The organism is Streptomyces sp. NPDC000983, from assembly GCF_040299205.1.
Classification (GTDB): domain Bacteria; phylum Actinomycetota; class Actinomycetes; order Streptomycetales; family Streptomycetaceae; genus Streptomyces.
On the sequence record NZ_JBEPBM010000004.1, the window covers coordinates 88985 to 111390 of the forward strand.

A 22406-nucleotide genomic window follows, 5' to 3' on the forward strand; every position below is an offset into this window, starting at 1 on the left:
GGGGCGTGATGGTGCCGGGCATCGGCCCCGCGGCCGGCGCCCTCTCGCTCGCCGTCTACGAGCACACGACGCTGGGGCTGCGCGAGTTCGAGGCGGCCCGGCTGTGCGTCGCCCGGATCAACGGCTGCCTGTTCTGCCTGGACTGGCGCACCGAACGGGACGGCGAGAAGGTCGAGGAGGGCTTCCTCGACGCGGTCGCCGACTGGCGCACGACGGACGCCTTCGACGTACGCACCCGGCTCGCCGCCGAGTACGCGGAACGCTATACCTGCGACCACCACAACCTGGACGCCGGGTTCTGGGCGCGGATGAAGGCGCACTACAGCCAGCGGGAGATCGTCGAGCTGACCATGTGTATCGGCTCGTGGCTGGCGTTCGGGCGCCTCAATCACGTCCTGGGCCTCGACAGCGTCTGTGTCCTGCCGTCCCTGCCGGGGTCCTGACTCAGGCCGCCTTGGCCGCCTCGTGCTTCCAGAAGCCCGAGAAGGTGATGCGGTCCTTCGGCAGCCCCGCCCGGTGCAGGTGCCGTCGGCCCTCGGTGGCCAGGGCCGACTCGCCGACGAGGAACGCGTATCCCTTGGCGTCCGGCGAGGTCAGCCGGCGCAGCTCGCGCAGGGCGGCGGTGCCCGGCACGGAGGAGTCGCCCCGCCGTACGACCCAGGAGACGTCGACCCCGGCCGGGCCGTCGAGGGGGCGACGGTCGTCGTCGGTGGGGATCTCCTGGATGAGCCGGCCGACGGTCTGCCGGGGCAGGGACCGCAGGATGCCGGCGGCGGCGGGCAGCCCGGTCTCGTCGGCGACGATCGTCACCTCGGAGGCGTCGCCCGGGCAGTCGAAGAGGACGCCCTGGTCGAGTACGGCGAGGGCGTCGCCGGGGACCGCGCGGCAGGCCCAGACGGCGGCCCGGCCCTCGATCTCGCCGTCGGCTCCGCGGTGCACGACGAAGTCGATGTCCATCTCCCGCGCCTCGGGCCGGAAGTCGGCCACGGAGTAGTTGGCGCAGTGCGGCCGCTCCTCCTCGGGGATGGCCAGGTACGGCTGCCACCACTGGGCGCCGGTGAACTCCGGCAGCCGCAGGTCCCGCTGGTGGGGGAGGCGGAGGAAGAGGCGGAACCAGTGGTCGTAGCCCTGCCAGGGGAACGCGGCGAGGTCGGCGCCGGTGACGGTGAGGCGCTGCATGGAGGGGGACACACGTTCGGCGCGCACGACGTGGGCGCGGAACATCCTGGGGTGCTGGGGGACCAGCCGACGGGTCTTCGCCATGCAGGCAAAGCTAACCTAAGTTGATCGTTCCCGGTGTGTCGGCCCGCCGCCCGAAGCGCCTGACCCGGCCCGCCAAGGGCCCTTCGGCGATGCCCGTCGCCGTGCCGGGTGAGAGACTTGCCCTGTCCGGTGCCCAGGGGCCTCGCCGTGCGGTGACGCCCAGACGGAGGCCGCCCGGCCCGGGAGTGGTCGATGTTCCGCAGACGGCACACCCCTGACGGCGAGGAGTTGCTGGCCAGGCTCGCCACGCTGACCGTCCAGACGCGCGAGCTGGCCGAGCTGCGCCGCTCACAGGTGGAGCTGGCCATCGCACTCCAGCGCGACATGCTCCCCACGGACCTGCCCGAGGTCCCCGGCTTCCACCTGGCCGCCCGCTACGCCCCCGCCAACACCGGGCTGAACGTCGGCGGCGACTGGTACGACGCCTTCGTCCTGCCCGACGGCCGGATCGGCCTGTCCGTCGGCGACGTACAGGGCCACACCATCGACGCCGCCGCCTTCATGGGCCAGATCCGGGTCGGCCTGCGCGCGCTCGCCACCGTCACCAGCGACCCCGGCGAACTGCTCAGCTGGACCAACGACCTGCTCCTCTCCCTGAACAAGGACCTCTTCGCCACCTGCACCTTCATGCGCTTCGACCCGGCCACCGGCGTCCTGGAGACCGCCCGCGCCGGGCACATCCCCTGCGTCTGGGCCACCGCCGACGGGCACGCCGCCGTCGCCGAGGACGAGGGAGGACCACCCCTGGGCGTCGTGAAGGGCTCCGCCTACCCCGTCACCTGCTACCAGCTCACCGTAGGCGGATTCTTCGTCCTGCTCACGGACGGCGTCGTCGAGGGCCCCTCCCTCGCCGTGGACGAGGGGCTCGACCGGATCGTCCGGCTGGCGAGCGTGGCCGCCGTCGCCGGCATGGAGGCGCACTCGCTGGCCGCGGCCGTGCTGAAGAACGCCGAACTCGTCGGCCACGAGGACGACGCGGCCGTCCTGGTCGTCGGCCACGACACACGCGCGGTTACCCCACAGGGCGGCACCGGGAGCCGTTCGCCTCGCTGACCCGGCCGCGCCGGTGTCTGATGGCTCCTGTGGTGAGCATCCGTGATTGGCCGCGACCGGTCGTCCTCACCTGCGAGACGCTGCTCTTCGCAGCCTGCTACTACGCCGCAGGGCGACTGGGGCTGTCACAGCAGCTGTCCGCGGACGGGGCGGTCGTCTCCCCGTTCTGGCCGCCCACCGGTCTCGCGGTGGCCGGCCTGCTGATCTACGGCGTCCGGTGCCTGCCGGGCATCGCGCTCGGCGCGCTGCTCGTCGTCGCGTCCCTGACCGTGCCCGGACTCCCGGCCCTGGCCGTCGTCGTCGGCAGCACCCTCGCCCCCCTGCTCGCCTGGCAGATGCTCCGCATGGTCGGCTTCCGGCAGAACCTGAGCCGGCTGCGCGACGGACTCTCCCTGGTGTTCCTGGCCGCGCTCGTCGCCATGCTCATCAGCTCCGGGGTCGGCATAGGCATGCTCGTCGCCACCGACCGCCTCGGCTCCGACGACGTGTGGCTCATCTGGCTGGCCTGGTGGGTGGGCGACGCCATGGGCGTCGTCCTCGTCACCCCGCTGGTGCTCCTGCTCCACCGGGCCCGCTGGCCCCCGCCGACCAGCCGCTGGGCCGAGGCCCTCGCGCTCACCGCGGCCGTGTGCGTGCTCATCCCCGTGGTCACGTACAGCTCGCTCAGCCTGCTCTTCCTCGTGTACCCGATCCTGATCTGGGCCGCGATCCGCTTCCAACTGGTGGGCGGCATATCGTGCGCGCTGTTCGCCTCGGTCCTGGCGACCGCGGCGGCCCGGGAGGGCAGAGGCTCCTTCGTCGGGATGTCGGAGGTGGCTGCCATGATGAAGCTCCAGGCGTTCAACGGAACACTCGGCCTGACCGCGCTCCTGCTGTCCGCCCTCATCACCGAGCAGCTCAACACCAGACGCTCGGTCGAGGAGGCGTGCCACGAACTCATCGAGGCCCTCCAGCACCTGAACACGGAAGGCTCGGAGAACGCGGGCACACCCGAGAGCGACAAGCGGTGAACCGGAACGGTCGAACCGGCCCGCGGAGGGATTCCCGGATGCGCAGCGTGACCTACTCGATGAGCAGTTCCCTGGACGGCTGCATCGTCGGACCCGACGGCAGCTTCGACTGGACCGAGCCCGACGACGAGGTGTTCCGGTTCTGGCTCGACGAGATCCGCGGCCTCGGCGTCCACCTGCTCGGACGGCGCCTGTACGAGTCGATGCGGTACTGGGAGACCGCCGCCGAGGACCCCTCGCTCGACGAGGCCCACCTCGAATGGGCCGAGCGGTGGAACGCGCTGCCCAAGGTCGTCTTCTCCACCACCCTGTCGACGGTCGAGGGCGGCAACACCCGCCTGGCCGCCGGCGGCCTCGCGGAGGAGATCGAACGGCTGCGGGCGGAGCCCGGCGAGGGCGACATCGCGCTCGGCGGCGCCGCCCTGGCCGCCGAGGCGGCCGCGCTGGACCTGATCGACGAGTACCAGGTCATGGTCTGCCCCGTACTGGTCGGCGGCGGCACCCCCCTGTTCGCCCGGGACGAGCGCCGGGTGGACCTCGAACTCGTCGAATCCCGCCCGTTCGACTCGGGCCTCCTCCATCTGCGCTACCGCGTGGTGCGCCCGGCGGCGTGACCGGGCCGCCGCCCGCGTCCGAAGGGGCGGGCGGGGCCCGGGGGTGTCAGACCCCCGGCCCGCCCCCGCGGCGCAACCGCTCCAGCAGCGCCGCCTCCGCCGCGCCCGCGCCCTGGTCGTCCCAGCGGTCCGACAGGGGCACCGAGCGCAGGAGCCGGCCCCGGGGGTCCAGGACCTGGCCCGCGTGCTTGAGCTGCCACAGCGTGAGGGAGCGGTCCCTGACCCGTAGTTCGGGGATGCGCTGCACCAGGGAGGCCTCGAAGGGCTGGATGTCGTCGGCGGAGCGCAGCCACACCGTCGTCATCAGGTTCGACGGACCCGACAGGGACGCGCACATCCGTGTCTCCCGCATGCCCGACAACTGGGCCACCACCCGGGAGAGGTCCGCGGCCGGAACCGTCGCCCACAGGGTCGCGCTCACCGGCCAGCCCGAGACCGAGCGGGCCGCCTCGCAGCGGTAGGAGATGGCCCGCGCCGCGTCCAGGCGGGCCAGCCGCCGCCGTACCGTCGTCGGGCTCAGCCCGCTGTCCCGGGCCAGCCGCTCCACGCTCTGCCGGACGTCCCGGGCGAGCAGCAGGATCAGTTCGAGGTCGGCCTCGCCCAGGGTGCGGGCGCCGGCGGGGGGCCGCTCGGGCTGCGCGCCCTGTGCCGGGGCGCGCAGCCGGTCCAGCCGCCAGCGGCTGCCCTCCGTGTGCAGGGCGGTGGCGATCTGCGTCCGGGTGGCGGCCACCCCCGCCAGCGCGTCCAGCCGGAACCCGACGTAGCGGGCGAGATCGGCGTGCCCGCGCAGCACCACCGTCAGCAGCAGGTCGCGGGAGCCCGTGGTGTGCTCGATGTTGAACAGCGGCGCCTCGTCGACGAGCTGCTCGGACACCTCGTGCAGCCGCCCCCGTACGCAGTCGATCTCGATGAACGCCACCACCGCGTCACCGAGCACCGCGGGCGAGGGATGGCAGGACAGCCAGGCCAGGCCCTCGCCGGTCAGCCGGGACCAGCGCCGCGCCGCCGTCGTCGCGTCCACCCCGACGAGCGCGGCCACCTTGCGCCAGTCCGCGCGCGGAGCGTGCTGCAACGCGGTGATCAACAGGTAGTCGACCTCGTCGAGGACGGCGTCGGCCATGCTCACTCCTCGGATACGGTGACGCCTCGGCGCCCCGGCGGATCCCTGCACCATGATGCGGGTGATCGCCCGATTCCGGCGACTCGGCAGGGGCCGCTGACCCCAGGTGCACCATACCGGCCATGTTCACGTACGACGACGCCCTGCCCCTGGCCGACGAACTCGCCGAGCTGCGCCACCGCCTGCACCGCGAGCCGGAACTCGGCCTGCATCTGCCCCGCACCCAACAGAAGGTGCTCGACGCCCTGGCCGGGCTCCCGCTGGAGATCACCACGGGGGAGCGGCTCAGCTCCGTCACCGCCGTGCTGCGCGGCGGCCGTACCGGCCCCGCCGTGCTGCTGCGCGCGGACATGGACGCACTGCCGGTCGCCGAGGACACCGGGTTGCCGTACGCCTCCGAGGTGCCGGGCGTGATGCACGCCTGCGGGCACGACCTGCACACCGCCGGACTGGTCGGCGCCGCGCGGCTGCTCGCCTCCCGGCGCGAGGAACTGGCCGGTGACGTGGTGCTGATGTTCCAGCCGGGCGAGGAGGGCGACGGCGGCGCCGGCATCATGATCGAGGAGGGCGTCCTCGACGCGGCGGGCCGGCGGGTCTCGGCCGCGTACGGTCTGCACGTCTTCTCCACCCAGCTGCCGACCGGGATGGCCGCCACCCGGGCCGGCACGTTCCTCGCCGCCAGCGACGCCTTCGACGCCGTCGTCGTCGGCCGCGGCGGCCACGGCTCCATGCCGCACCTGACGCGCGACCCGCTGGTCGCGGCCTGCGAGATGGTCACCGCGCTCCAGACCCGGATCGCCCGCGAGATCGACGTCAACGACCCGGCCGTCCTCACCGTCGGCGCCCTGCACGCGGGCGAGGCCCGCAACGTCGTCCCGTCCCGCGCGGAGTTCCGGGCCACGGTCCGCACCTACAGCGAGGCCGGCCGGGTGGCCGTGCAGACGCTGGTGGAGCGCACCCTCCAGGGCATCGCCCTGGCCCACGGCGTGGACGTCGAACTCACCTACACCCGGCAGTACCCGGCGACCGTCAACCCCGCCGACGAGGCCGCGTACGCGCTGGAGACGGCACGGGAGCTGTTCGGGCCGCACGCGGTCGTCGAGGTGCCCACGCCGGTCTCCGGCTCGGAGGACTTCTCGATGGTGCTGGAGCGGGTGCCGGGCGCGTTCGTCGCCGTGGGCGCCGTCCCGCCGGGCACCGACCCCGCGACCGCCCCGGTCAACCACGCGGCGCAGGCCGTCTTCGACGACGGGGCGCTGCCCGTCCAGGCCGCCCTGCTGGCGCGCCTGGCCACCGGCGCCATGGACCGGTACGCGGCGGCCCCGGACGGCACCGCGGGGAGCGGCTCATGACGAGCACCGGGGCGGCCCCGCAGCGCGCCGCGGAGAACCGGCAGGCGCCCGCCTCCGTCCGGGCCGTCGTCGGACTGCTCGTCCTGTTCGAGCTGACCAGCGGCTTCCTCCAGACCGGTGTGGTGCCGCTGCTGCCCGAACTGGGCGAGCACCACGGGGTCGGCGACTCGGAGCTGAACTGGGTGACCTCGGTGCAGCTGCTCTCCGGCGCCGTGCTCGTCCCGGTCTTCGGACGCCTGGGCGATCTGTACGGGTACCGCAGGATGCTGCGGGTCTCCCTGGCCTGCCTCGCCGTCGGCTCCCTCCTGGTGGCCCTCGCGCCGAACTATCCCGCGCTGCTGCTCGGGCGGGTCCTCCAGGGCACGCTCGTCGCGCTGCTGCCGCTGGAGATCGCCCTGGTCCGGGACCGGCTGCCGGCCGACACGGCCCGCTCGGCGATCGCCCGGCTGGTCGGCGCGCTGACCCTGGGCTCGCTCCTCGGCGCGGTCGTCATGGGCGCCCTCGCCAAGTCGGTCGGGGACATCCGGATCACCCTGCTGGTGCCCGCCGTCCTCGCCGCGCTGTGCGTGCCGGTGAGCTTCCTGTTCATCCCCGAGAGCGTCCCGAAGCGCGGCGGCCGCCCCGACTGGCCCGGCGCCGTCCTGCTGGGCCTGGCCCTGGTCTGTCTGCTCGCCGGTGTCTCGCGGCTGGAGGAGGACGGGGGCCTGTCCGCCTCCGTGCTGCTGCCGGTGGCGGCGGCCGTGGCGGTCGGCGCGGTGTGGGCGCGGCACGAACTGCGCAGCGCGGACCCGCTGGTGGACCTGCGGGCGATGCGCGGGCGCGAACTGGCGCCGTTCTACCTGACGTCGTTCCTCTTCGGCGTCATGTACTTCGGCAGCCAGACCCCCAACGCCACGTTCCTGGCGGCCGATCCGGACACGGACGGCTACGGCTTCGCGCTGCCGGCCCTGAACATCGCCCTGGTGAGCCTGCCGGCCACGCTCGCGGCGCTGGTCACCTCCAGCGCCACCGCGGTGATCGCCCGCAGGCTCGGCTACCGGCGGACCCTCATGGCTGCGTTCTCCCTGATGACGGCCGGATTCGCGTCCCTGGCGTGCTTCCACTCGTCGGTGTGGCAGATCGTGGCGGCCCTGCTGGTGAGCGGCACCGGCGTCGGCGCGGCGCTCGGCGCCATGCCCACCGTCATCGTCGAGGCGTCCGACCCGGCCCGCGGCGGGGTGGCCACGGCGCTGTACAACAACGTCAAGACCGTGGGCGGCGCCGTCACCGGCGGTGCCGTCGCCGCCCTCCTCTCCGCCTTCACCACCGGCTCCTCGGGCAGCCCGGACGAGAGCGGCTACGTGCTGGTCTGGGCCCTGTGCGCCGTCGCGGGCGTCGCCGCGGTGGCGGGCGTGGCGCTGTCCCGGAGGAACGAGCACGGGGACTGAGCCGGGGCGCCGGCGCCGGGCCTCAGCCCATGAACACAGCGCCGCCGCCCGGGGATTCGCCGGGCGGCGGCTTCAACTTCCGTTACACGTACGCTCGGTGCTCCGGACGAGTCGGCCCGCAGGGCGCAGGCGGTGTTCCGGCACTACCCCTGATCCAGTGCCGCGGCGGTGACCGGGCGACCCGCGACCGCGGCAGCCGCGAGCCTCCCCAGGTCCACCCGGTCACCGTCGACGAACTCCGGCAGCAGCGCGTCCGCCGCGACGGCCCGGGCCCGTGTGTCCCCGTCCAGGGCGATCAGGGCCTCGCGGGTTTCGAGCCCGAGCCAGGAGCCCACCGAGGAGGGTCCCTCCACGGACAGCAGACCGGCTTCGTAGAGATCGGTGACCAGCAGGTTCCCGACATGCAGCGCGCCCTCGACGAACAGCACGCACTCGCTGCGGCAGAGCAGGCTCCCGGCGGTGACGGAGCCGGTGACGCACAGCGTCGAGTAGTGGCCCTCGTTGTAGAAGTACAGCGAGCCCTCGACGGTCAGATCGCCGTCGATCACATGCACCGCCTCGACGTCCTCACGCGCCTCGACGTCGTCGACGCCGCACCCGACGGCCACGCCCCCGGCCACCGTCAGATCGCCCCAGTGGACGAGGACTTGCTCAGGCTCCTCGCCGAACAGCGCGTCGAACTCCAGGTCCGGCCCGAGCAGGAACGGGAAGCGCCGTACCGCCTCCTCCCAGGGGAGCGGTTCCCAGGCCGTGGTCAACTGGCTGAACAGCATTGCTCTCCCCCTGCGTACGCGGTCGCGGGAAGGCATCGTACGGCCCCGGTCCGACAACGACGCGGAGTACGGCGGACGCCGCTGTACTCCGCGGACGCATCACCGCACTCAGGGCATCATCTCGTACGCCCCGGACAGTGCCTCCACCCGCTCCCACACGCGCTGGGAGCGCTCGGTGTCGACGACCGGGCGTCGTACCGCGCCGAGTGCCCAGTGCTGCTGGGTCTCGGTGGCGGAGTCCTTGCCGTGCAGTTCCACGGCGTGGGCGGAGAAGTCGCGGACCAGGACGGCGAACAGCTCGTCGAGGACGTCCTCGTCGAGGCCGGTCAGCGCGGCCTGTTCGAGGACCAGTTGGCCGTGGACGACCAGCGCGAAGAGCTGTCCGACGGCGAGGAGCAGGTCGAGGTCCCGGCTCTGCTGCTCGTCCGGCGCGGCCGTGCGGACGAACTCGCAGAGCGCGTCGGCCTGATCGCGGAAGCGGGCGACGTTGGCGAGGCGGGCGTAGGCGTCGAAGGCCGGGCGCCAGTCGTGGAAGCGGACCGAGCCGAGGCCGCGGGCCGGGCCCTGCCGGAAGAGGAAGTCGTCGTCGGCCGCGTCGAGGCGGGTCGGGACGGCCTCGTAGGCGACCGGGTCGAGGAGGTGGTTGCGCATGAACTTGAGGATCAGCGCCAGGTTGACGTGGACGGTGCCCTCCAGCTTCGGCAGACCGCGGATCTCCACGGCGGCCTGCGCGAAGTAGTTGTCCTTCTCGAAGCCCTTGGCGGCGATGACGTCCCACATCAGGTCGATGACCTTCTCGCCCTCGGTGGTCACCTTCATCTTCGTCATCGGGTTGAAGAGGAGGTAACGCCGGTCGTCGGGGCCGGCGGTGCGGAAGTAGTCGACGGCACGGTCGCTGAACAGCTTCATGCCGACCAGCCGGACGTAGGCGTCCGTCAACTCGCGTCGTACGTGCGGGAACGCGGTGACGGGGCGGCCGTAGAGGATGCGGGTCCGGGCGTGGGTGACGGCCTCGTACATCGCGTGCTCGCAGATGCCGATCGAGGCGGTGCACAGGTTGAACTTGCCGACGTTGACGGTGTTCAGGGCGGCGTCGAAGGCGGCGCGGCCCGTGTGCAGCACGTCCTCGGCGGCGACCGGGTAGTCCTCCAGGCGGAACTCGCTGACGTACTTGGAGGAGTCGACGACGTTCTTGACCAGGTGGTACGAGGAGTGGCGGCTGTCGGCGGCGAAGAAGACGTAGCCGTCGGGGCCCTCGACGTCGGTGCGGCGGCCGAAGACGGAGACGAGGCCGGCCTTGTTGCCGTTGCCGATGTAGTACTTGGAGCCGGTGGCCCGGAAACCGCCCTCGCCGTCGGGCTCCAGGAGCATGTCGGTGGAGTAGATGTCGGCGCCGTGGGTCTTCTCGGACAGGCCGAAGGCGAACACCTCGCCCTCGGAGAGGAGTTCGGCGGCACGGGCGCGGGCGTCGGCGTTGTCGCTCTGCCAGACCGGGCCGAGACCGAGGATGGTCACCTGCCAGGCGTACCAGTAGTCGAGGCCGTAGAAGCCGAGGATCTCGTTGAGCGCGGCGATGCGGGCGGTGTCCCAGCGCTTGTCGCCCTCGCCCTCACCGGCGGCGGAGGCGGGGGTGAGGAAGGTCGCGAAGAGGCCCTCCTTGGCGGCGAAGGCGAGGAAGTCGCCCAGCCAGGCGCGGGTGCGGTAGTCCTCGATCAGCCGGCGCTTGCCCCGCTCCTCGAACCAGTCGACGGTCGCGCGCAGCAGCCTGCGGGTCTCCGGGTCGAAGTGCGCGGGGTCGTACGTCCGCGGGTTGAGGAGCAGCGCGTCGGTCATGGTGCCGCCTTTCGGCTGGGAGGGTGAGGGTGTGGTGCGGGCCCGGGGCCCGGGGGTGCCCGCTCGGCCGGTCAGTGCTCGGCGCGGAAGCGGGCGAGGGTGGCGAGGACGTCGTCGAGCCAGGCGATCATCATGCGTTCGTAGGCGATGCCGCCGCGCAGGACGACGTGCTGGAGTTCGCGTTCGGCGTCGAGCGGACCGGCGGGGGAGGGGGCGGGGGTGCCGAAGTCCCTTTGCTCGCCCGCGAGATAGTGCGCGAGGCGGTCCGTGTGCGCCTGCCGGTGCCGTTCGACCTCGCGGATCAGGGCGGCGGGATCGTCGAAGGCGGCGCCCCTGACCTTCACCGCGAGATCGTGCCGGACGCTCTCGGGCTCGGTCGGCTCGTGCAGCCACGCGGAGAGCGCGGCCCGTCCGGGCCCGGCGACGGAGTACTCCTTCTTGTCCGGGCGCCCGTACTGCTCGACGTCCCGCACGTCGATCCAGCCGTCGGCCTCCATGCGCTTGAGGACGCGGTAGATCTGTTGGTGGGTGGCGGTCCAGAAGTAGCCGATGGACCGCTCGAAGCGCCGGGCCAGCTCATAGCCGGAGCCCGGCTTCTCCAGCAGGGAGACGAGGATCGCGTGGTCGAGCGCCATGGGCACGATCCTCCTATGCACTTTGTTGCATAGCAACGCCGGCGGGGTGAGACACCGCTCACCCCGCCGGACGTCAGGGGCGCCCGGGGTCCGCCGGGCCCGGTCGCAGATGGCTCAGGACGAGGTGGGTCAGCTCGTCGATGAACTCGTCGCGGTCCAGGGGCGGCCGGTCCAGCAGATAGCGGACGGTCATGTGCTCCACCGTGCGCACCAGCAGCCATACGGCCGTGTCGAGCGGGGCGTCCGCGCGCAGCCGGCCGCGCTGGGTCGTCAGGTAGGCGCGGACCAGGTCGCCGACGCGCTCCTCGAAGGCGAGCAGGGTGCGGCCGCCGTCCAGGGCGGGGCCCTGCTCGACCGCCGTGCGCAGCAGGGGCGGCTCGACGTCGAGGCCGTCGAGGAGCGCGGTGAGCGTCGCGCGGACGAGTACCGGGGCCGGCTGCTCGAACTGGCCGGTCATCCTGGCCGTGACCCGGGAGACGAGCCGGTCGCTGAAGCGGGTGAGCACCGCCGAGACGATGGCGTCCTTGTGCGGGAAGTACCGGTAGAGCGAGCCCGGACTGATGCCCGCCGCCGCCGCGATCCGGCTGGTCGACGCGCCCTCGTACCCGGCCTCGGCCAGGACCTCCTGGCCGGCGTCCAGGATGCGGCGGACCATCTCCCGCGAGCGTTCCTGACGTGGGGTCCGGCGCGGCGAAACGCGAGCGGTCCGGGCCGGCGGGGCCTTCCTGCGCGGCGCTGTCATGGGCTTTCGCAGGCGAATTGAACGCGAGTACGACGAGCCGTCACCATCGCTGCATGGTTGCACACCAGGCATCTCGGCGGTCCGACTCCACCGGCTCCCCGGACACCCCCGCCCCGCCGAGCGGCGCCACGGCGCCCCGGGTCCGGTTCCCGCGCCGGTTCCGGGCGAGCGAGGACGTCACCCGGCGCCTCGCCCGGCCGCTGCGCCTGCTGCGCCCCGGCCCCGTCGACCCGGCGCTGCTGGAGCGGATCGGTGAGCGGCTGACGGCCCGTGACGAGGTCGGGGCGTCGCTCGCGGCGGCCCTGCGCGGCACGGACCCGGCCGATCCGGACCGGGTGACGATGCGGCAGTTCCGGCAGGCCCTGGACCACGGCATCCACACGGTGCCGAACCCGCCCGCCCCGTTGCGCGACTTCTTCGACGTGGTGGACGAGGTGCCCGACTGGGTGGACTTCGACCTCCTCCACGAGGGCGGCAGGGTCAGCCGCCGGTTCGGGCGCAACACCGCCGATGTCATGCTGCAGTTGGCGCTCATCGGCTCCTACCGCTTCGAGGGGCCGCCCAGACTCCTGGTCGGGACCGGCGGCCTGACGGGCGGGTCCGCCCTGCTGCGCATCGCCGAGACGCAGAAGTGGGCGACCGTCGTCTGCGGCGAGGACGCCATGCGGCGCGACGGCGAGGGATTCCGGCACACCGTCCACGTACGGATCGTGCACGCCCTGGTCAATCACGAGTTCGAGCGCAACGGCCGCTGGGACGCCGAGAGTTGGGGACTGCCGGTCAACCGCAGCGACCTGGCGGCCACCCTCGGTCTGTTCAACGCCGTGCAGTTGCTCGGGGTGCGCCTGCTGGGCGTCCGCGTCAGCCGCGCGGACTCCAGGGCCCTGATGCACCTGTGGAAGTACATCGGCTGGCTGATGGGCGTCGACGAGGACTGGCTGTACGACCACGAGCGCGCCCAGCACCGCCTCAACTACCACCTCCTCCTCACCCAGGAGTACGGCACCCCGGCGGGGCCGCCGCTGGCGAACGCCCTGGTGGAGGCCCAGGGCGCTCTGCACTTCCGCCGGTTCGCCCGGGTGCGGCGCGCCTACGCCCGGGCCCGGCTGCTGAGCATGCTGCGCTACTTCCTGGGCGCGAAGGGCATGCGGGACCTCCGACTGCCGTCCGCCCGGCCGTGGGCGGTCCCGCCGCTCGTGCTGTCGAACCTCCTGCGCCACCACGTCGTCGGCCGCAGCGCCGCGGGCCGCGCCCTGCTGGTGCGGCGCGGCGACCGTTTCGTCGCACGGCACCTCCGACGGCACTTCGGCGACCGCGCCGAGAGCGTCGGAGAGGCCGCCGCCGGTTCGCGGTGAGGGCGCCGTTACGCGTCCCGCCGGCGCAGCTCGTCCTTGATGACCTTCCCGCCCGCGTTGCGGGGCAGCCCGGCCGCGACCACGAGGTCCTTGGGCATCTTGAAGGAGGCGAGCCTGCCGCCCAGGAACTCGACCAGCCCCGGCAGCGACAGCTCCGTCCCCGGTGCCAGGGTGACGTGCGCGACCGGAACCTGGCCCCAGCGCTCGTCGGGCCTGCCGACCACCGCGACCTCCAGGACCGCGGGGTGCTCGGCGATCACGTTCTCCAGCTCGGCGCAGTAGATGTTCTCCCCGCCGCTGATGATCATGTCCTTCTTGCGGTCGACGACCCAGACGAACCCCTCCTCGTCCTGTCTGACCAGGTCGCCGGAGTGGAACCAGCCGCCGTGGAAGGCGTCGGCGGTCTCCTGGGGCTTGTTCCAGTACCCCTGGGTCACCGTCGGGCCGCGGTAGACGATCTCGCCGACCTCGCCGACGGGGACGTCGTTCATCTCGGCGTCGACGACGCGGTACTGGATCGTCGGGATCGGCCGGCCGACCGAGCCGAGCTTGCGCAGGGAGTCCGCGCCGCGCAGGACACAGGTGATGGGGGAGGTCTCGGTCTGGCCGAAGACCGCGACGTTGAGGGCCTGGGGGAAGCTCTCGTCCATCGCGCGCAGGGTGGCGTCGCTCGCGGGCGCGGCACCCCAGCTGATCACGCGCAGTTTGAGGTCGCGCTTGTCGATGTCGGGCTGGGCGCAGATGAGGTCCCACTGCTGGGGGACGTTGAAGACGACGGTGGCGCCCTCGCTCTCGTAGGCGTCCAGCACGGCCTTCGGGTCGAAGGCGCCGAGGGGGTGGAGCACCACCGTGCTGCCGACCACGAAGTTCGCGACGATCGAGCCCAGTCCGGCGATGTGGAAGAAGGGGGCGGTGAGGAAGCCGACGTCGGAGTCGTCGAAGATGTCCATCGCCTGGATACAGGTGATCGCCTGGATCTGCAGGTTGCGGTGGGACAGCTGCACACCCTTCGGCCTGCCGGTGGTGCCCGAGGTGTACATGATCAGCGCGGTGGACTCCTCGCTGACGTCGGGCAGTTCCATCGGCTCGTGCGCGGTCAGGAACTCCTCGTACCGTACGGCGCCCCCGGAGCCGATGAAGTCGTCCGCGGCGTCGTCCGTCCCGCCGACGACGATCACCGTGGCGATGGACCCGGCGCCGGGCACGGCCCGGAACAGCGGCAGCAGCCGGGCGTCGACCAGGACGGCCTTCGGGGTGCAGTCGTCGATGATGTGGCCCAGCTCCGGCGGTGCGAGCCGGACGTTGAGCGGGACGGCCATGGCGCCCAGGCTGTTCGCCGCGAACACGGTCTCCACGAACCACGGGTGGTTCAGGGTGAGCGTGGCCACCCGGTCGCCGGCCCCGACGCCGCGGTCGGCGAGCGCCGCCGCCAGCTGGAGCGACCGCCGCGACAGCTGGGCCCAGGTCGTGGTGGCGCCGAGGTGCCGCAGGGCGGGCTTGTCGGGCCGCATCAGCGCGTGGGTGGCCGCGTGCGCCATCCAGTGGTGACGGAAGGACCAGGCGGGAGCCGTCTGTGTGGACATGCCACTCCTCGGATTCCAGGCGGGTGGGGGTGCGGGATTGTGCGTCATTATGCTCTCGGCGGGGCCGTTCAAGAAGCGTCTTGTTAATGGAAAATCACTTGGATGTGAAGCGGGAATCACCTGCGGGGCGGTCCGGGCCGTGAGGGATCCCGGCCCCCGATGACCATGTGATTCACTGGGGCGCATGGTCCTGTCCCCGCGTACCCCCGCCCGCCGGTGAGCGCCGAACCGATCGCGGCCACCCGGCCGCGCAACCGCAGGCAGCTCATCGTCGAGGCGGCGGGCCGCGTGTTCAGCGAGCGCGGCTACCACGCGGCGTCCATGGAGGAGATCGCCGCCGGGGTGGGGATCAGCGCGGCGGCCCTGTACCGGCACTTCCCCAACAAGTACGCCCTGTTCGCCGAGTGCGCCAACGTCCTCGTGGACCGGCTGGTCGCGGCCCTCGACGAGGTGCCGGCGGAGGCGGAGCTGGCCGAGGTCCTCGGCGCCGTCACCCGGGTCGCCGTGACGCACCGCGCCTCGGGCGGCCTGTACCGCTGGGAGGCCCGGTACCTCGAACACGAGGACCGCCGGCTGCTGCGGGGGAAGTTCGCCCGGGTCGTGGGCCGGGTGACCGAGGCCGTGCGCCGCGAACACGACCGGCCCGAGGCGGAGTTGTGCGCCGAGGCGGCACTCGGTGTGATCGGCTCCATCAGCATGCACCACGTCTCCATCGCCCAGCGCCGGGCCGAGGAGTCGCTGCTGGCGTCCGCCGTGCGGGTGGCCACGGCCGACCCCACGGCCGCCGTCGGCGGGCCGGCCTCCGTGGAACTGCCCGCCCGGCCGGTGGCGCGCACCCGCCGGGCGGAGATCCTGGCCGCCGCCGTCCCGCTCTTCGCGCGGGACGGGTTCGCCAAGGTCACCAACGGCCAGATCGCGGAGGCGGTGGGGCTCGCCCCGTCCGCGATCTACCGCCACTATCCCAACAAGATGGACATCCTGGTGGCCGCGTGCCTCCAGGCGGCGGCCCTGCTGGCGCAGGCGGTCGACCACAACCTCGGTGAGGTGACCGACCCGCGTGACGCGCTGGTCGCCCTGGCCTCGACGTACGTCGCCTACAGCTTCGAGCACACCGCGCTCACCAGCGTCGCCGAGGCGGAACTCGCCGGACTGCCGTCCGATCTGCGGCAGCCGCTGATCATCGCGCAGCGCGACCACATCGCCGTTTGGGAGCAGCAACTGCTTCAGGTACGGCCGGAGTTGGACCCGCGGCGGGCGCGGGTCCTGGTGCACGCGGGGTTCGGTGCGGTGGTCGAGGCCGGACGCGGACTGCGCTGGCGGGACACCCCCGGCAACCGCGGCGCCGTCACCGCCCTCGCCGTGGCCGCGCTGGGCCTGCCGTAGCGGCGTAGCGCACCACCACCACCACCCCGCGACCGGGCCGCTCCCTGTGGGCATCCGCCCGGTCGGGCGTCCGGCCGGTTCGCACCGTCGGGCGTGCCGACCTGCCCGCACGCGCGGCCGGGCGTGCCGACCTGCCCGTACGTGCGGCCGGGCGTGCCGACCTGCCCGTACGTGCGGCCGGGCGTGCCCACCGGCCCGTACGCCTCGCCGAACACGCCGCCCGGCCGGTGCGCGCCGCCGGGGGCGCCGACCGGCCGGTACGCCTCGCCGGGGACGCCGATCGGCCTCGCCGTGGCCCCGATCGAGGGCGTTCACCCTCTCCTCGGATTCTTCATTCACTTGCCCACTCTTTCGTGCCGCGTGAAGTCGCCCTGATGGTGGGCTTGATGTGCGCGTCAGGCGTTGTCGCACTGTTGTCTTCGCTTGTGATTTCTGATTAACATAACGACGCGTTCGGTCGTCGGCAAGACCTCTGCGCGCCCAGCACTCGCACAGGTCGTCCGGTGCCACGGACCCCACCGGCGCCCCGCCCCGGCGACGGAGAGACCGAACCGCGGCCGCCCCCCGACCCGCATCCGTCCGGCATCCCTAGGAGCCCCATGAACACGGAGCAGGACCAGACCGAAGCGCCACCCTCCCCGGCGGCGGCCGGCCCGCGACCCGACTGGGTCACCGACGAACTCCTCGCACGGTGGTGCGCGTGGGTGCACCGCGACGCCACCCGCAAAGGTCCCGGGGCCGCCGAGCCGACCACGGCCCTCGCCCCCCACGACCTGTCGCCCGTCGCACCGGTCCCCGCCTGCGCCCCGGACGACGTCGCATCCGCCGCCGCCACCGCCCGGGACGCCCAACAGGACTGGGCCCGCACCCCGTTGAAGCGCCGGGCCGAGATCGTCCTCACCTTCGGCGACCTGCTCCTGAAGCGGCAGGACCAGGTCCTCGACCTGATCCAGTGGGAGACCGGCAAGGCCCGCTACCACGCCTGGCAGGAGGTGGCGCAGGTCGCCACCCTCGCCCGGCACTACGCCCGCCGCGCCGGCCACTACCTCGGCGCCCGCCGGGTGCGCGGCATGATCCCCGGACTCACCAAGGTCAGGGAGGTACGGCTGCCCAAGGGCGTCGTCGGCATCGTCTCGCCGTGGAACTACCCGCTCTACCTCGGCGTCGGCGACGTCCTCCCCGCGCTGCTCGCCGGCAACGCCGTCGTCTCCAAGGCCGACCCCCAGACCGCGCTCACCCTGCTGTGGACCCGGTCCCTGTTCGACGAGGCCGGACTGCCCGCCGGACTCTGGCGGATCGTCTCCGGCGACGGCCCCACGGTCGGCACCGCCGTGGTCGACAACGCCGACTACGTCTGCTTCACCGGCTCCACCGCCACCGGACGCACCGTCGCCGAACGCGCCGCCCGCAGACTGGTCGGCGCCTCCCTCGAACTCGGCGGCAAGAACCCCCTCATCGTCCGCGCGGACGCGGACATCGCCGCCGCCGCGGCCGGGACCGCCGTCGCCGCCTTCGCCAACACCGGTCAGATGTGCATCAGCATCGAACGCGTCTACGTCCACGAGAGGGTCTACGACGCCTTCCGCGACGAACTCGTCCGGGTGACCGAGGCGCTGCGCCTGGGACGGGCCTACGACTACACCGCCGACCTCGGCTCACTGGTCTCCCCGGCCCAGCTCGCCGCGGTGCGCGCCCACCTCGACGACGCGCTCGCCAAGGGCGCGAAGGTCCTCACCGGCGGCCGGGCCCGGCCCGACATCGGCCCCCTCTTCCACGAGCCCACCGTCCTGGAGGGCGTCACCCCCGACATGGCCGTCTGCGGCGAGGAGACCTTCGGCCCGGTCGTCTCCCTGTACCCGTACGCCACCGACGAGGAGGCGGTGCGGCTGGCCAACCAGGGTTCCTACGGCCTGTCCGCGTCGATCTGGTCCGCCGACACCCGCGCGGCCGCCCGCATGGCCGCGCTGATCCGCTCCGGGTCGGTCAACGTCAACGACGGCGCCGCCGCCGCGGCCGGCAGCATCGAGGCCGGCATGGGCGGCATGGGGGACAGCGGACTCGGCCGCCGGCACGGAGCCGAGGGCATCCTCAAGTACACCGAGAGCCAGGCGGTCGCCGTACAGCGCCTGATGCCGCTCGGCCCGCCGCCGAAGCAGCCGGTGGAGACCTTCGTCCGCCGCACCAACGGCCAGCTCGCCCTGCTGCGCCGGCTGGGGGTGCGATGAGCGACCGCATCCCCACGCCTGCCGAGCGATGGCACGCCCTGCGCACGGCGGCCGGACCCGTCGACCCGGGCGAGCTGGACGCCCTGTGGGCCGACCTCGACACCGTCGACGCGGCGTCGATCCTGGGCTCCTGGAAGGGATTCGCCTTCCCCACCGGCCACCCCGTCGAAAAGGTCCTCGCGGGCAGCCGCTGGCACGGCAAGCGGTTCGTCGCCCTCGACGACGCCAAACCGCTGATCTGCCGCACCGAGAACGGCGAACTCTTCTCCGACACCCGCTCCGGCCGCGGCGAGGCCAGCCTGTGGAACGTCGAGTTCCGCGGTGAGGTGACCGCCACCATGGTCTACGACGGCATGGCCGTCCTCGACCACTTCAAACGGGTCGACGACACCACCCTCATGGGCGTGATGAACGGCAAGGCCAGTGCGGTCTCCGCCGACGGCCACCTCTTCTACTTCGGCCTGGAGCGAGAATGAGGATCTCCGCGCTGCTCTCGCGCGGGGCCGGACCCAGCGAACTCGTCGACGCCGAACTGGACGAACCGCGCTCCGACGAGGTGATCGTCCGCATCGAGGCGGTCGGGGTGTGCCACACCGACCTCCACACCCGCGGCGCCCTGCGCGAGCGGCCCGCCGTCCTCGGGCACGAAGGGTGCGGCACCGTCGAACGCCTCGGCGACGCCGTCGACGGGCTCCGGGTCGGCGACCGGGTGGTGATCTCCTTCGCCTCGTGCGGAGGATGCGCCCAGTGCCGGGACGGCCTTCCCGGGTACTGCGCCTGGGCGAGCGCCCTCAACGGCTCGGGGCGGCGGCTGGACACCTCGCCGACCATCCGGGTCCGCGACGAGCCCGTCTTCGGCGCCTTCTTCGGTCAGTCCTCCTTCGCCACCGCCGCGCTGGCCAACGCCCGCTCGTGCGTGCCCGTCGGCGACCTGCCGGCCGCCGTCGCCGCGCCCCTGGGCTGCGGATTCCTCACCGGCGCCGGCGCGGTCCTCAACGTGCTGCGCCCCCGGCGCGGCGACCGGCTGCTCGTCGTCGGCGCCGGGGGAGTGGGGGCGGTCGCCGCCCTGACGGCCCTGTCCGAAGGCGTCGAGGTCGTGGTGGCCGAGCCCGTCGAGGCGCGCCGCGCGCTCGCCGCCCGGTGCGGCGCCACCACCGTCGCCTCACTGGACGAACCGGTGCCGCCGGTGACCCACGCACTCGACACCACCGGACGCCCCGAGGCGATCGCCGGCGCCCTCGCCGCCCTGAAGCCCCGCGGAGTGCTCGCACTGGTCGGCCTCGGGCCCGCCGAAGTCCCCCTCGACGTACGGTCCTTGATGCTGCGCGGACTGCAGGTGCGCGGCTGTGTCGAGGGCGACGCCGACCCGTCCGTCCTGATCCCCGAACTGGCCCACCGCTACCGGCGCGGACTGCTGCCCCTCGACGGCCTGGTCACCACCTACACCCTCGCCGACTTCGACCGCGCGGTCGCCGACCAGCGGGCCGGCCTGACCCTCAAACCAGTTCTCCTGCCCGGGAGTTGACCCCGCCCGCCGCCTGTCACAGCCCCCTTGAGCGATTCCTGAACAGGAGCCCCGATGACCCATGTGATCTCCGCCGAACGGTCGCTCTACGACGACGACCACGAACTCCTGCGGGACACCGCACGCGCCTTCGCCGACAAGCACGCCACCCCGCACGCCGAACGCTGGCGCGCCGAGGGCAAGGTCGACCGCGAACTCTTCGAGGAGGCCGCCCGCGCCGGAATCCTCGGCTTCAACATCCCCGAGGAGCACGGCGGCGGCGGAGTCCGCGACTACCGCTTCAACGCCGTGATCGGAGAGGAGTTCTCCCGCCATCCCGCCGCGGACGGACTGGCCGCCCTGACCCTGTCCAACGACATCGTCGTGCCCTACTTCACCGACCTCACCGACGACGCGCAGAAGGCCCGCTGGCTTCCCGGCATCGCCGCCGGGGAACTGGTCGTGGCGGTCGCGATGACCGAGCCCGGCACCGGCAGCGACCTCGCCGGCATCGCCACCACCGCCGTCCGCGACGGCGACGAGTACGTGATCAACGGCAGCAAGGTCTTCATCTCCAACGGCCAGAACGCCGACCTCGTCGTCACCGCCGTACGGACCGGCCCGGAACGCCACGCGGGCATCAGCCTGATCGTCGTCGAGGCGGACCGGCCCGGCTTCACCCGCGGACGCAACCTCCAAAAGGTCGGCCTGCACGCCCAGGACACCAGCGAACTGTTCTTCCAGGACGTCCGCGTGCCCGCCGCCAACCTGCTCGGCGAGGAGGGCACCGGGTTCAAGTCCCTGGTGCGCAACCTGCCGCAGGAGCGCGTCTCGATCGCCGCCAACGCCCTGGCCTCCATCGAGGGCGTCCTCGAACGCACCCTGGAGTACGTCAAGGAACGCAAGGCGTTCGGCAGGGCGATCGGCTCCTTCCAGAACACCCGCTTCGAACTGGCCGACATGGTGACCACCGCCCGGGTGGGCCGCGCCTACCTCGACGACCTGCTCGCCCGCCACTCCCGCGGCGAACTCTCCGCGGTGGACGCCGCCGCCGCGAAGTTCTGGGCCACCGAGCGCTACGTCGACATCGTCGGCCGCTGCCTCCAACTCCACGGTGCCTACGGCTACATGCTCGAGTACCGCATCGCGCACGACTACCTCGACTCGCGCATCACCACGATCTACGGCGGCACCACCGAGATCATGAAAGAGATCGTCGGCCGCGACCTGGGCCTGTAGCGCCCCGCCGAACTCCCCCTCTCCGGAACCGAGTCCCGCCCCCAGAAAGGGAGCGTCATGCCCGACGCCTACATCTACGACGCCGTCCGCACCCCGCGCGGCAAGAACCGCGGTGGCGCACTGCACGGCACCAAGCCCGTCGACCTGGTGGTGGGCCTGATCCACGCGATCCAGGAACGCAACCCCGCACTCGACCCCGACCGTATCGACGACATCGTGCTCGGCGTCGTCTCGCCCGTCGGCGAGCAGGGCGGCGACCTCGCGCGCACCGCCTCCCTCGTCGCGGGTCTGCCCCACACGGTCGCCGGTGTCCAGGTCAACCGCTTCTGCGCGTCCGGTCTGGAAGCGGTCAACCTCGCCGCCCAGAAGGTCGCCTCCGGCTTCGAGAGCCTCGTCCTCGCGGGCGGCGTCGAATCGATGTCCCGGGTCCCGATCGGCTCCGACGGCGGCGCCTACGCACAGGACCCCACCACCGCGTACGACGCCTACTTCGTGCCCCAGGGCATCGGCGCCGACCTGATCGCGACGATCGAGGGCTTCAGCCGCGAGGACGTCGACGCCTACGCCGCCCGCTCCCAGCAGCGCGCCGACACCGCCTGGCGCGAGGGACGCTTCGGCAGGTCCGTCGTCCCCGTCCGCGACCTCAACGGCGTCACCCTGCTCGACCACGACGAGCACCGCAGGCCCGGCACCTCGGTGGAGAGCCTGGCCGCGCTGCCCGCCGCCTTCGCCGGCGTCGGCGAGCAGGCCGGCTTCGACGCAGTCGCCCTGCAGAAGTACCACCACCTGGAGCGGATCGACCACGTCCACCACGCCGGGAACAGCTCCGGCATCGTCGACGGCGCCGCGCTGACCCTGATCGGCAGCCGGGAGATCGGCGAGCTGCTCGGCCTCACGCCCCGGGCCCGGATCGTGGCGACCGCCGTCACCGGCGCCGAGCCGACCATCATGCTCACCGGCCCGACCCCCGCGACCAGGAAGGTCCTCGGCCTCGCGGGCCTGGACGTCGACGACATCGACCTGTTCGAACTCAATGAGGCCTTCGCCGCCGTCGTCATGAAGTGGCAGCGGGACCTGAAGGTCCCCGACGACAAGGTCAACGTCAACGGCGGCGCCATCGCGCTGGGCCACCCCCTCGGCGCGACCGGGGCGATGATCCTCGGCACCGTCCTCGACGAACTCGAACGCACCGGCGGCCGCCGCGGCCTCGCGACGCTCTGCGTCGGCGCCGGGATGGGCATCGCCACCGTCATCGAACGCCTCTGACCTCCGGTCCGGCCGTCACCGGGCCCCTC

The 22406-nt window shown here is 72.7% G+C and carries 20 protein-coding genes; 13 read left to right on the forward strand and 7 right to left on the reverse strand.

What is annotated here, in order from left to right:
• Positions 1–8: 8 nt before the first annotated feature.
• The gene (locus ABT296_RS06090) at positions 9–443 is read left to right on the forward strand and encodes a carboxymuconolactone decarboxylase family protein (protein ID WP_502977195.1); all 435 of its coding nucleotides are present in this window, start codon (positions 9–11) and stop codon (positions 441–443) included.
• 1 nt (position 444) lies between these two features.
• On the opposite strand, the gene ABT296_RS06095 is transcribed toward ABT296_RS06090, so the two are convergent.
• Positions 445–1263, reverse strand: coding sequence for a siderophore-interacting protein (locus ABT296_RS06095; RefSeq protein ID WP_351923733.1), 819 nt, complete (start codon positions 1261–1263; stop codon positions 445–447).
• A 192-nt stretch (positions 1264–1455) separates the two neighbouring features.
• Between ABT296_RS06095 and ABT296_RS06100 the strand changes: the two genes are divergently transcribed.
• The 3 genes from ABT296_RS06100 to ABT296_RS06110 are packed head-to-tail and all read left to right on the forward strand — an operon-like array spanning position 1456 to position 3940.
• Positions 1456–2316 (forward strand): PP2C family protein-serine/threonine phosphatase, encoded by an 861-nt coding sequence (locus ABT296_RS06100; protein ID WP_351923735.1) that lies wholly within the window; start codon positions 1456–1458, stop codon positions 2314–2316.
• Between the two features lie 20 nt (positions 2317–2336).
• Complete coding sequence (locus tag ABT296_RS06105; protein ID WP_351923737.1) at positions 2337–3326, forward strand: MASE1 domain-containing protein; 990 nt, start codon at positions 2337–2339, stop codon at positions 3324–3326.
• A gap of 38 nt (positions 3327–3364) precedes the next feature.
• Positions 3365–3940 (forward strand): dihydrofolate reductase family protein, encoded by a 576-nt coding sequence (locus tag ABT296_RS06110; protein WP_351923739.1) that lies wholly within the window; start codon positions 3365–3367, stop codon positions 3938–3940.
• A gap of 46 nt (positions 3941–3986) precedes the next feature.
• Here the strand turns inward: ABT296_RS06110 and ABT296_RS06115 are convergent, their stop codons facing one another.
• The gene (locus tag ABT296_RS06115) at positions 3987–5060 is read right to left on the reverse strand and encodes an Lrp/AsnC family transcriptional regulator (RefSeq protein ID WP_351923741.1); all 1074 of its coding nucleotides are present in this window, start codon (positions 5058–5060) and stop codon (positions 3987–3989) included.
• A 122-nt stretch (positions 5061–5182) separates the two neighbouring features.
• Here ABT296_RS06115 and ABT296_RS06120 point away from each other — a divergent pair, with 122 nt between their 5' ends.
• Positions 5183–6412 carry a M20 metallopeptidase family protein gene (locus ABT296_RS06120; protein WP_351923743.1) on the forward strand — a complete coding sequence of 410 codons (1230 nt, stop codon included), beginning with the start codon at positions 5183–5185 and terminating at the stop codon, positions 6410–6412.
• Positions 6409–7839, forward strand: a complete 1431-nt coding sequence (locus tag ABT296_RS06125; RefSeq protein ID WP_351923745.1) for an MFS transporter — start codon at positions 6409–6411, stop codon at positions 7837–7839. Before ABT296_RS06120 ends, ABT296_RS06125 begins: the two co-directional genes overlap by 4 nt.
• Positions 7840–7982: 143 nt before the next feature.
• On the opposite strand, the gene ABT296_RS06130 is transcribed toward ABT296_RS06125, so the two are convergent.
• The 4 genes from ABT296_RS06130 to ABT296_RS06145 form a co-directional block, all read right to left on the reverse strand.
• On the reverse strand, positions 7983–8612 hold the full coding sequence (locus ABT296_RS06130) for a hypothetical protein (protein ID WP_351923747.1): 630 nt from the start codon (positions 8610–8612) through the stop codon (positions 7983–7985).
• A gap of 108 nt (positions 8613–8720) precedes the next feature.
• Complete coding sequence (locus tag ABT296_RS06135; protein WP_351923749.1) at positions 8721–10445, reverse strand: acyl-CoA dehydrogenase family protein; 1725 nt, start codon at positions 10443–10445, stop codon at positions 8721–8723.
• 71 nt (positions 10446–10516) lie between these two features.
• Positions 10517–11080 (reverse strand): PadR family transcriptional regulator, encoded by a 564-nt coding sequence (locus ABT296_RS06140; RefSeq protein WP_351923751.1) that lies wholly within the window; start codon positions 11078–11080, stop codon positions 10517–10519.
• Positions 11081–11153: 73 nt separating this feature from the next.
• Positions 11154–11735, reverse strand: coding sequence for a TetR/AcrR family transcriptional regulator (locus ABT296_RS06145; RefSeq protein ID WP_351923753.1), 582 nt, complete (start codon positions 11733–11735; stop codon positions 11154–11156).
• 140 nt (positions 11736–11875) lie between these two features.
• Between ABT296_RS06145 and ABT296_RS06150 the strand changes: the two genes are divergently transcribed.
• Positions 11876–13177, forward strand: a complete 1302-nt coding sequence (locus tag ABT296_RS06150) for an oxygenase MpaB family protein (RefSeq protein WP_351923755.1) — start codon at positions 11876–11878, stop codon at positions 13175–13177.
• 8 nt (positions 13178–13185) lie between these two features.
• On the opposite strand, the gene ABT296_RS06155 is transcribed toward ABT296_RS06150, so the two are convergent.
• Entirely contained in the window at positions 13186–14760 is a 1575-nt protein-coding gene (locus ABT296_RS06155; protein WP_351923757.1) for a long-chain-fatty-acid--CoA ligase, read from the reverse strand.
• Between the two features lie 216 nt (positions 14761–14976).
• Between ABT296_RS06155 and ABT296_RS06160 the strand changes: the two genes are divergently transcribed.
• From ABT296_RS06160 to ABT296_RS06185, 6 genes are all read left to right on the forward strand, one after another.
• The gene (locus ABT296_RS06160) at positions 14977–16143 is read left to right on the forward strand and encodes a TetR/AcrR family transcriptional regulator (protein ID WP_351923759.1); all 1167 of its coding nucleotides are present in this window, start codon (positions 14977–14979) and stop codon (positions 16141–16143) included.
• A gap of 599 nt (positions 16144–16742) precedes the next feature.
• Entirely contained in the window at positions 16743–18368 is a 1626-nt protein-coding gene (locus ABT296_RS06165; protein WP_351923761.1) for a succinic semialdehyde dehydrogenase, read from the forward strand.
• On the forward strand, positions 18365–18844 hold the full coding sequence (locus ABT296_RS06170; protein WP_351923763.1) for a DUF4334 domain-containing protein: 480 nt from the start codon (positions 18365–18367) through the stop codon (positions 18842–18844). Before ABT296_RS06165 ends, ABT296_RS06170 begins: the two co-directional genes overlap by 4 nt.
• Positions 18841–19893 (forward strand): alcohol dehydrogenase catalytic domain-containing protein, encoded by a 1053-nt coding sequence (locus tag ABT296_RS06175; protein ID WP_351923765.1) that lies wholly within the window; start codon positions 18841–18843, stop codon positions 19891–19893. The genes ABT296_RS06170 and ABT296_RS06175 overlap by 4 nt, the downstream gene beginning before the upstream one ends.
• Before the next feature lie 54 nt (positions 19894–19947).
• Positions 19948–21111, forward strand: coding sequence for an acyl-CoA dehydrogenase family protein (locus ABT296_RS06180; protein ID WP_351923767.1), 1164 nt, complete (start codon positions 19948–19950; stop codon positions 21109–21111).
• 57 nt (positions 21112–21168) lie between these two features.
• On the forward strand, positions 21169–22377 hold the full coding sequence (locus ABT296_RS06185) for an acetyl-CoA C-acetyltransferase (RefSeq protein WP_351923769.1): 1209 nt from the start codon (positions 21169–21171) through the stop codon (positions 22375–22377).
• Positions 22378–22406 lie beyond the last annotated feature (29 nt).

What these genes read in the sequence shown, in the direction of transcription:
- ABT296_RS06175 (WP_351923765.1), top strand. Translation starts at nt 18,841, where the DNA reads ATGAGGATCTCCGCGCTGCTCTCGCGCGGGGCCGGACCCAGCGAACTC.
- ABT296_RS06115 (WP_351923741.1), bottom strand. Translation starts at nt 5,060, where the DNA reads ATGGCCGACGCCGTCCTCGACGAGGTCGACTACCTGTTGATCACCGCG.
- ABT296_RS06125 (WP_351923745.1), top strand. Translation starts at nt 6,409, where the DNA reads ATGACGAGCACCGGGGCGGCCCCGCAGCGCGCCGCGGAGAACCGGCAG.
- ABT296_RS06090 (WP_502977195.1), top strand. Translation starts at nt 9, where the DNA reads ATGGTGCCGGGCATCGGCCCCGCGGCCGGCGCCCTCTCGCTCGCCGTC.
- ABT296_RS06095 (WP_351923733.1), bottom strand. Translation starts at nt 1,263, where the DNA reads ATGGCGAAGACCCGTCGGCTGGTCCCCCAGCACCCCAGGATGTTCCGC.
- ABT296_RS06120 (WP_351923743.1), top strand. Translation starts at nt 5,183, where the DNA reads ATGTTCACGTACGACGACGCCCTGCCCCTGGCCGACGAACTCGCCGAG.
- ABT296_RS06140 (WP_351923751.1), bottom strand. Translation starts at nt 11,080, where the DNA reads ATGGCGCTCGACCACGCGATCCTCGTCTCCCTGCTGGAGAAGCCGGGC.
- ABT296_RS06165 (WP_351923761.1), top strand. Translation starts at nt 16,743, where the DNA reads ATGAACACGGAGCAGGACCAGACCGAAGCGCCACCCTCCCCGGCGGCG.
- ABT296_RS06185 (WP_351923769.1), top strand. Translation starts at nt 21,169, where the DNA reads ATGCCCGACGCCTACATCTACGACGCCGTCCGCACCCCGCGCGGCAAG.
- ABT296_RS06110 (WP_351923739.1), top strand. Translation starts at nt 3,365, where the DNA reads ATGCGCAGCGTGACCTACTCGATGAGCAGTTCCCTGGACGGCTGCATC.
- ABT296_RS06145 (WP_351923753.1), bottom strand. Translation starts at nt 11,735, where the DNA reads ATGGTCCGCCGCATCCTGGACGCCGGCCAGGAGGTCCTGGCCGAGGCC.
- ABT296_RS06105 (WP_351923737.1), top strand. Translation starts at nt 2,337, where the DNA reads ATGGCTCCTGTGGTGAGCATCCGTGATTGGCCGCGACCGGTCGTCCTC.
- ABT296_RS06155 (WP_351923757.1), bottom strand. Translation starts at nt 14,760, where the DNA reads ATGTCCACACAGACGGCTCCCGCCTGGTCCTTCCGTCACCACTGGATG.
- ABT296_RS06170 (WP_351923763.1), top strand. Translation starts at nt 18,365, where the DNA reads ATGAGCGACCGCATCCCCACGCCTGCCGAGCGATGGCACGCCCTGCGC.
- ABT296_RS06130 (WP_351923747.1), bottom strand. Translation starts at nt 8,612, where the DNA reads ATGCTGTTCAGCCAGTTGACCACGGCCTGGGAACCGCTCCCCTGGGAG.
- ABT296_RS06100 (WP_351923735.1), top strand. Translation starts at nt 1,456, where the DNA reads ATGTTCCGCAGACGGCACACCCCTGACGGCGAGGAGTTGCTGGCCAGG.
- ABT296_RS06135 (WP_351923749.1), bottom strand. Translation starts at nt 10,445, where the DNA reads ATGACCGACGCGCTGCTCCTCAACCCGCGGACGTACGACCCCGCGCAC.
- ABT296_RS06180 (WP_351923767.1), top strand. Translation starts at nt 19,948, where the DNA reads ATGACCCATGTGATCTCCGCCGAACGGTCGCTCTACGACGACGACCAC.
- ABT296_RS06150 (WP_351923755.1), top strand. Translation starts at nt 11,876, where the DNA reads ATGGTTGCACACCAGGCATCTCGGCGGTCCGACTCCACCGGCTCCCCG.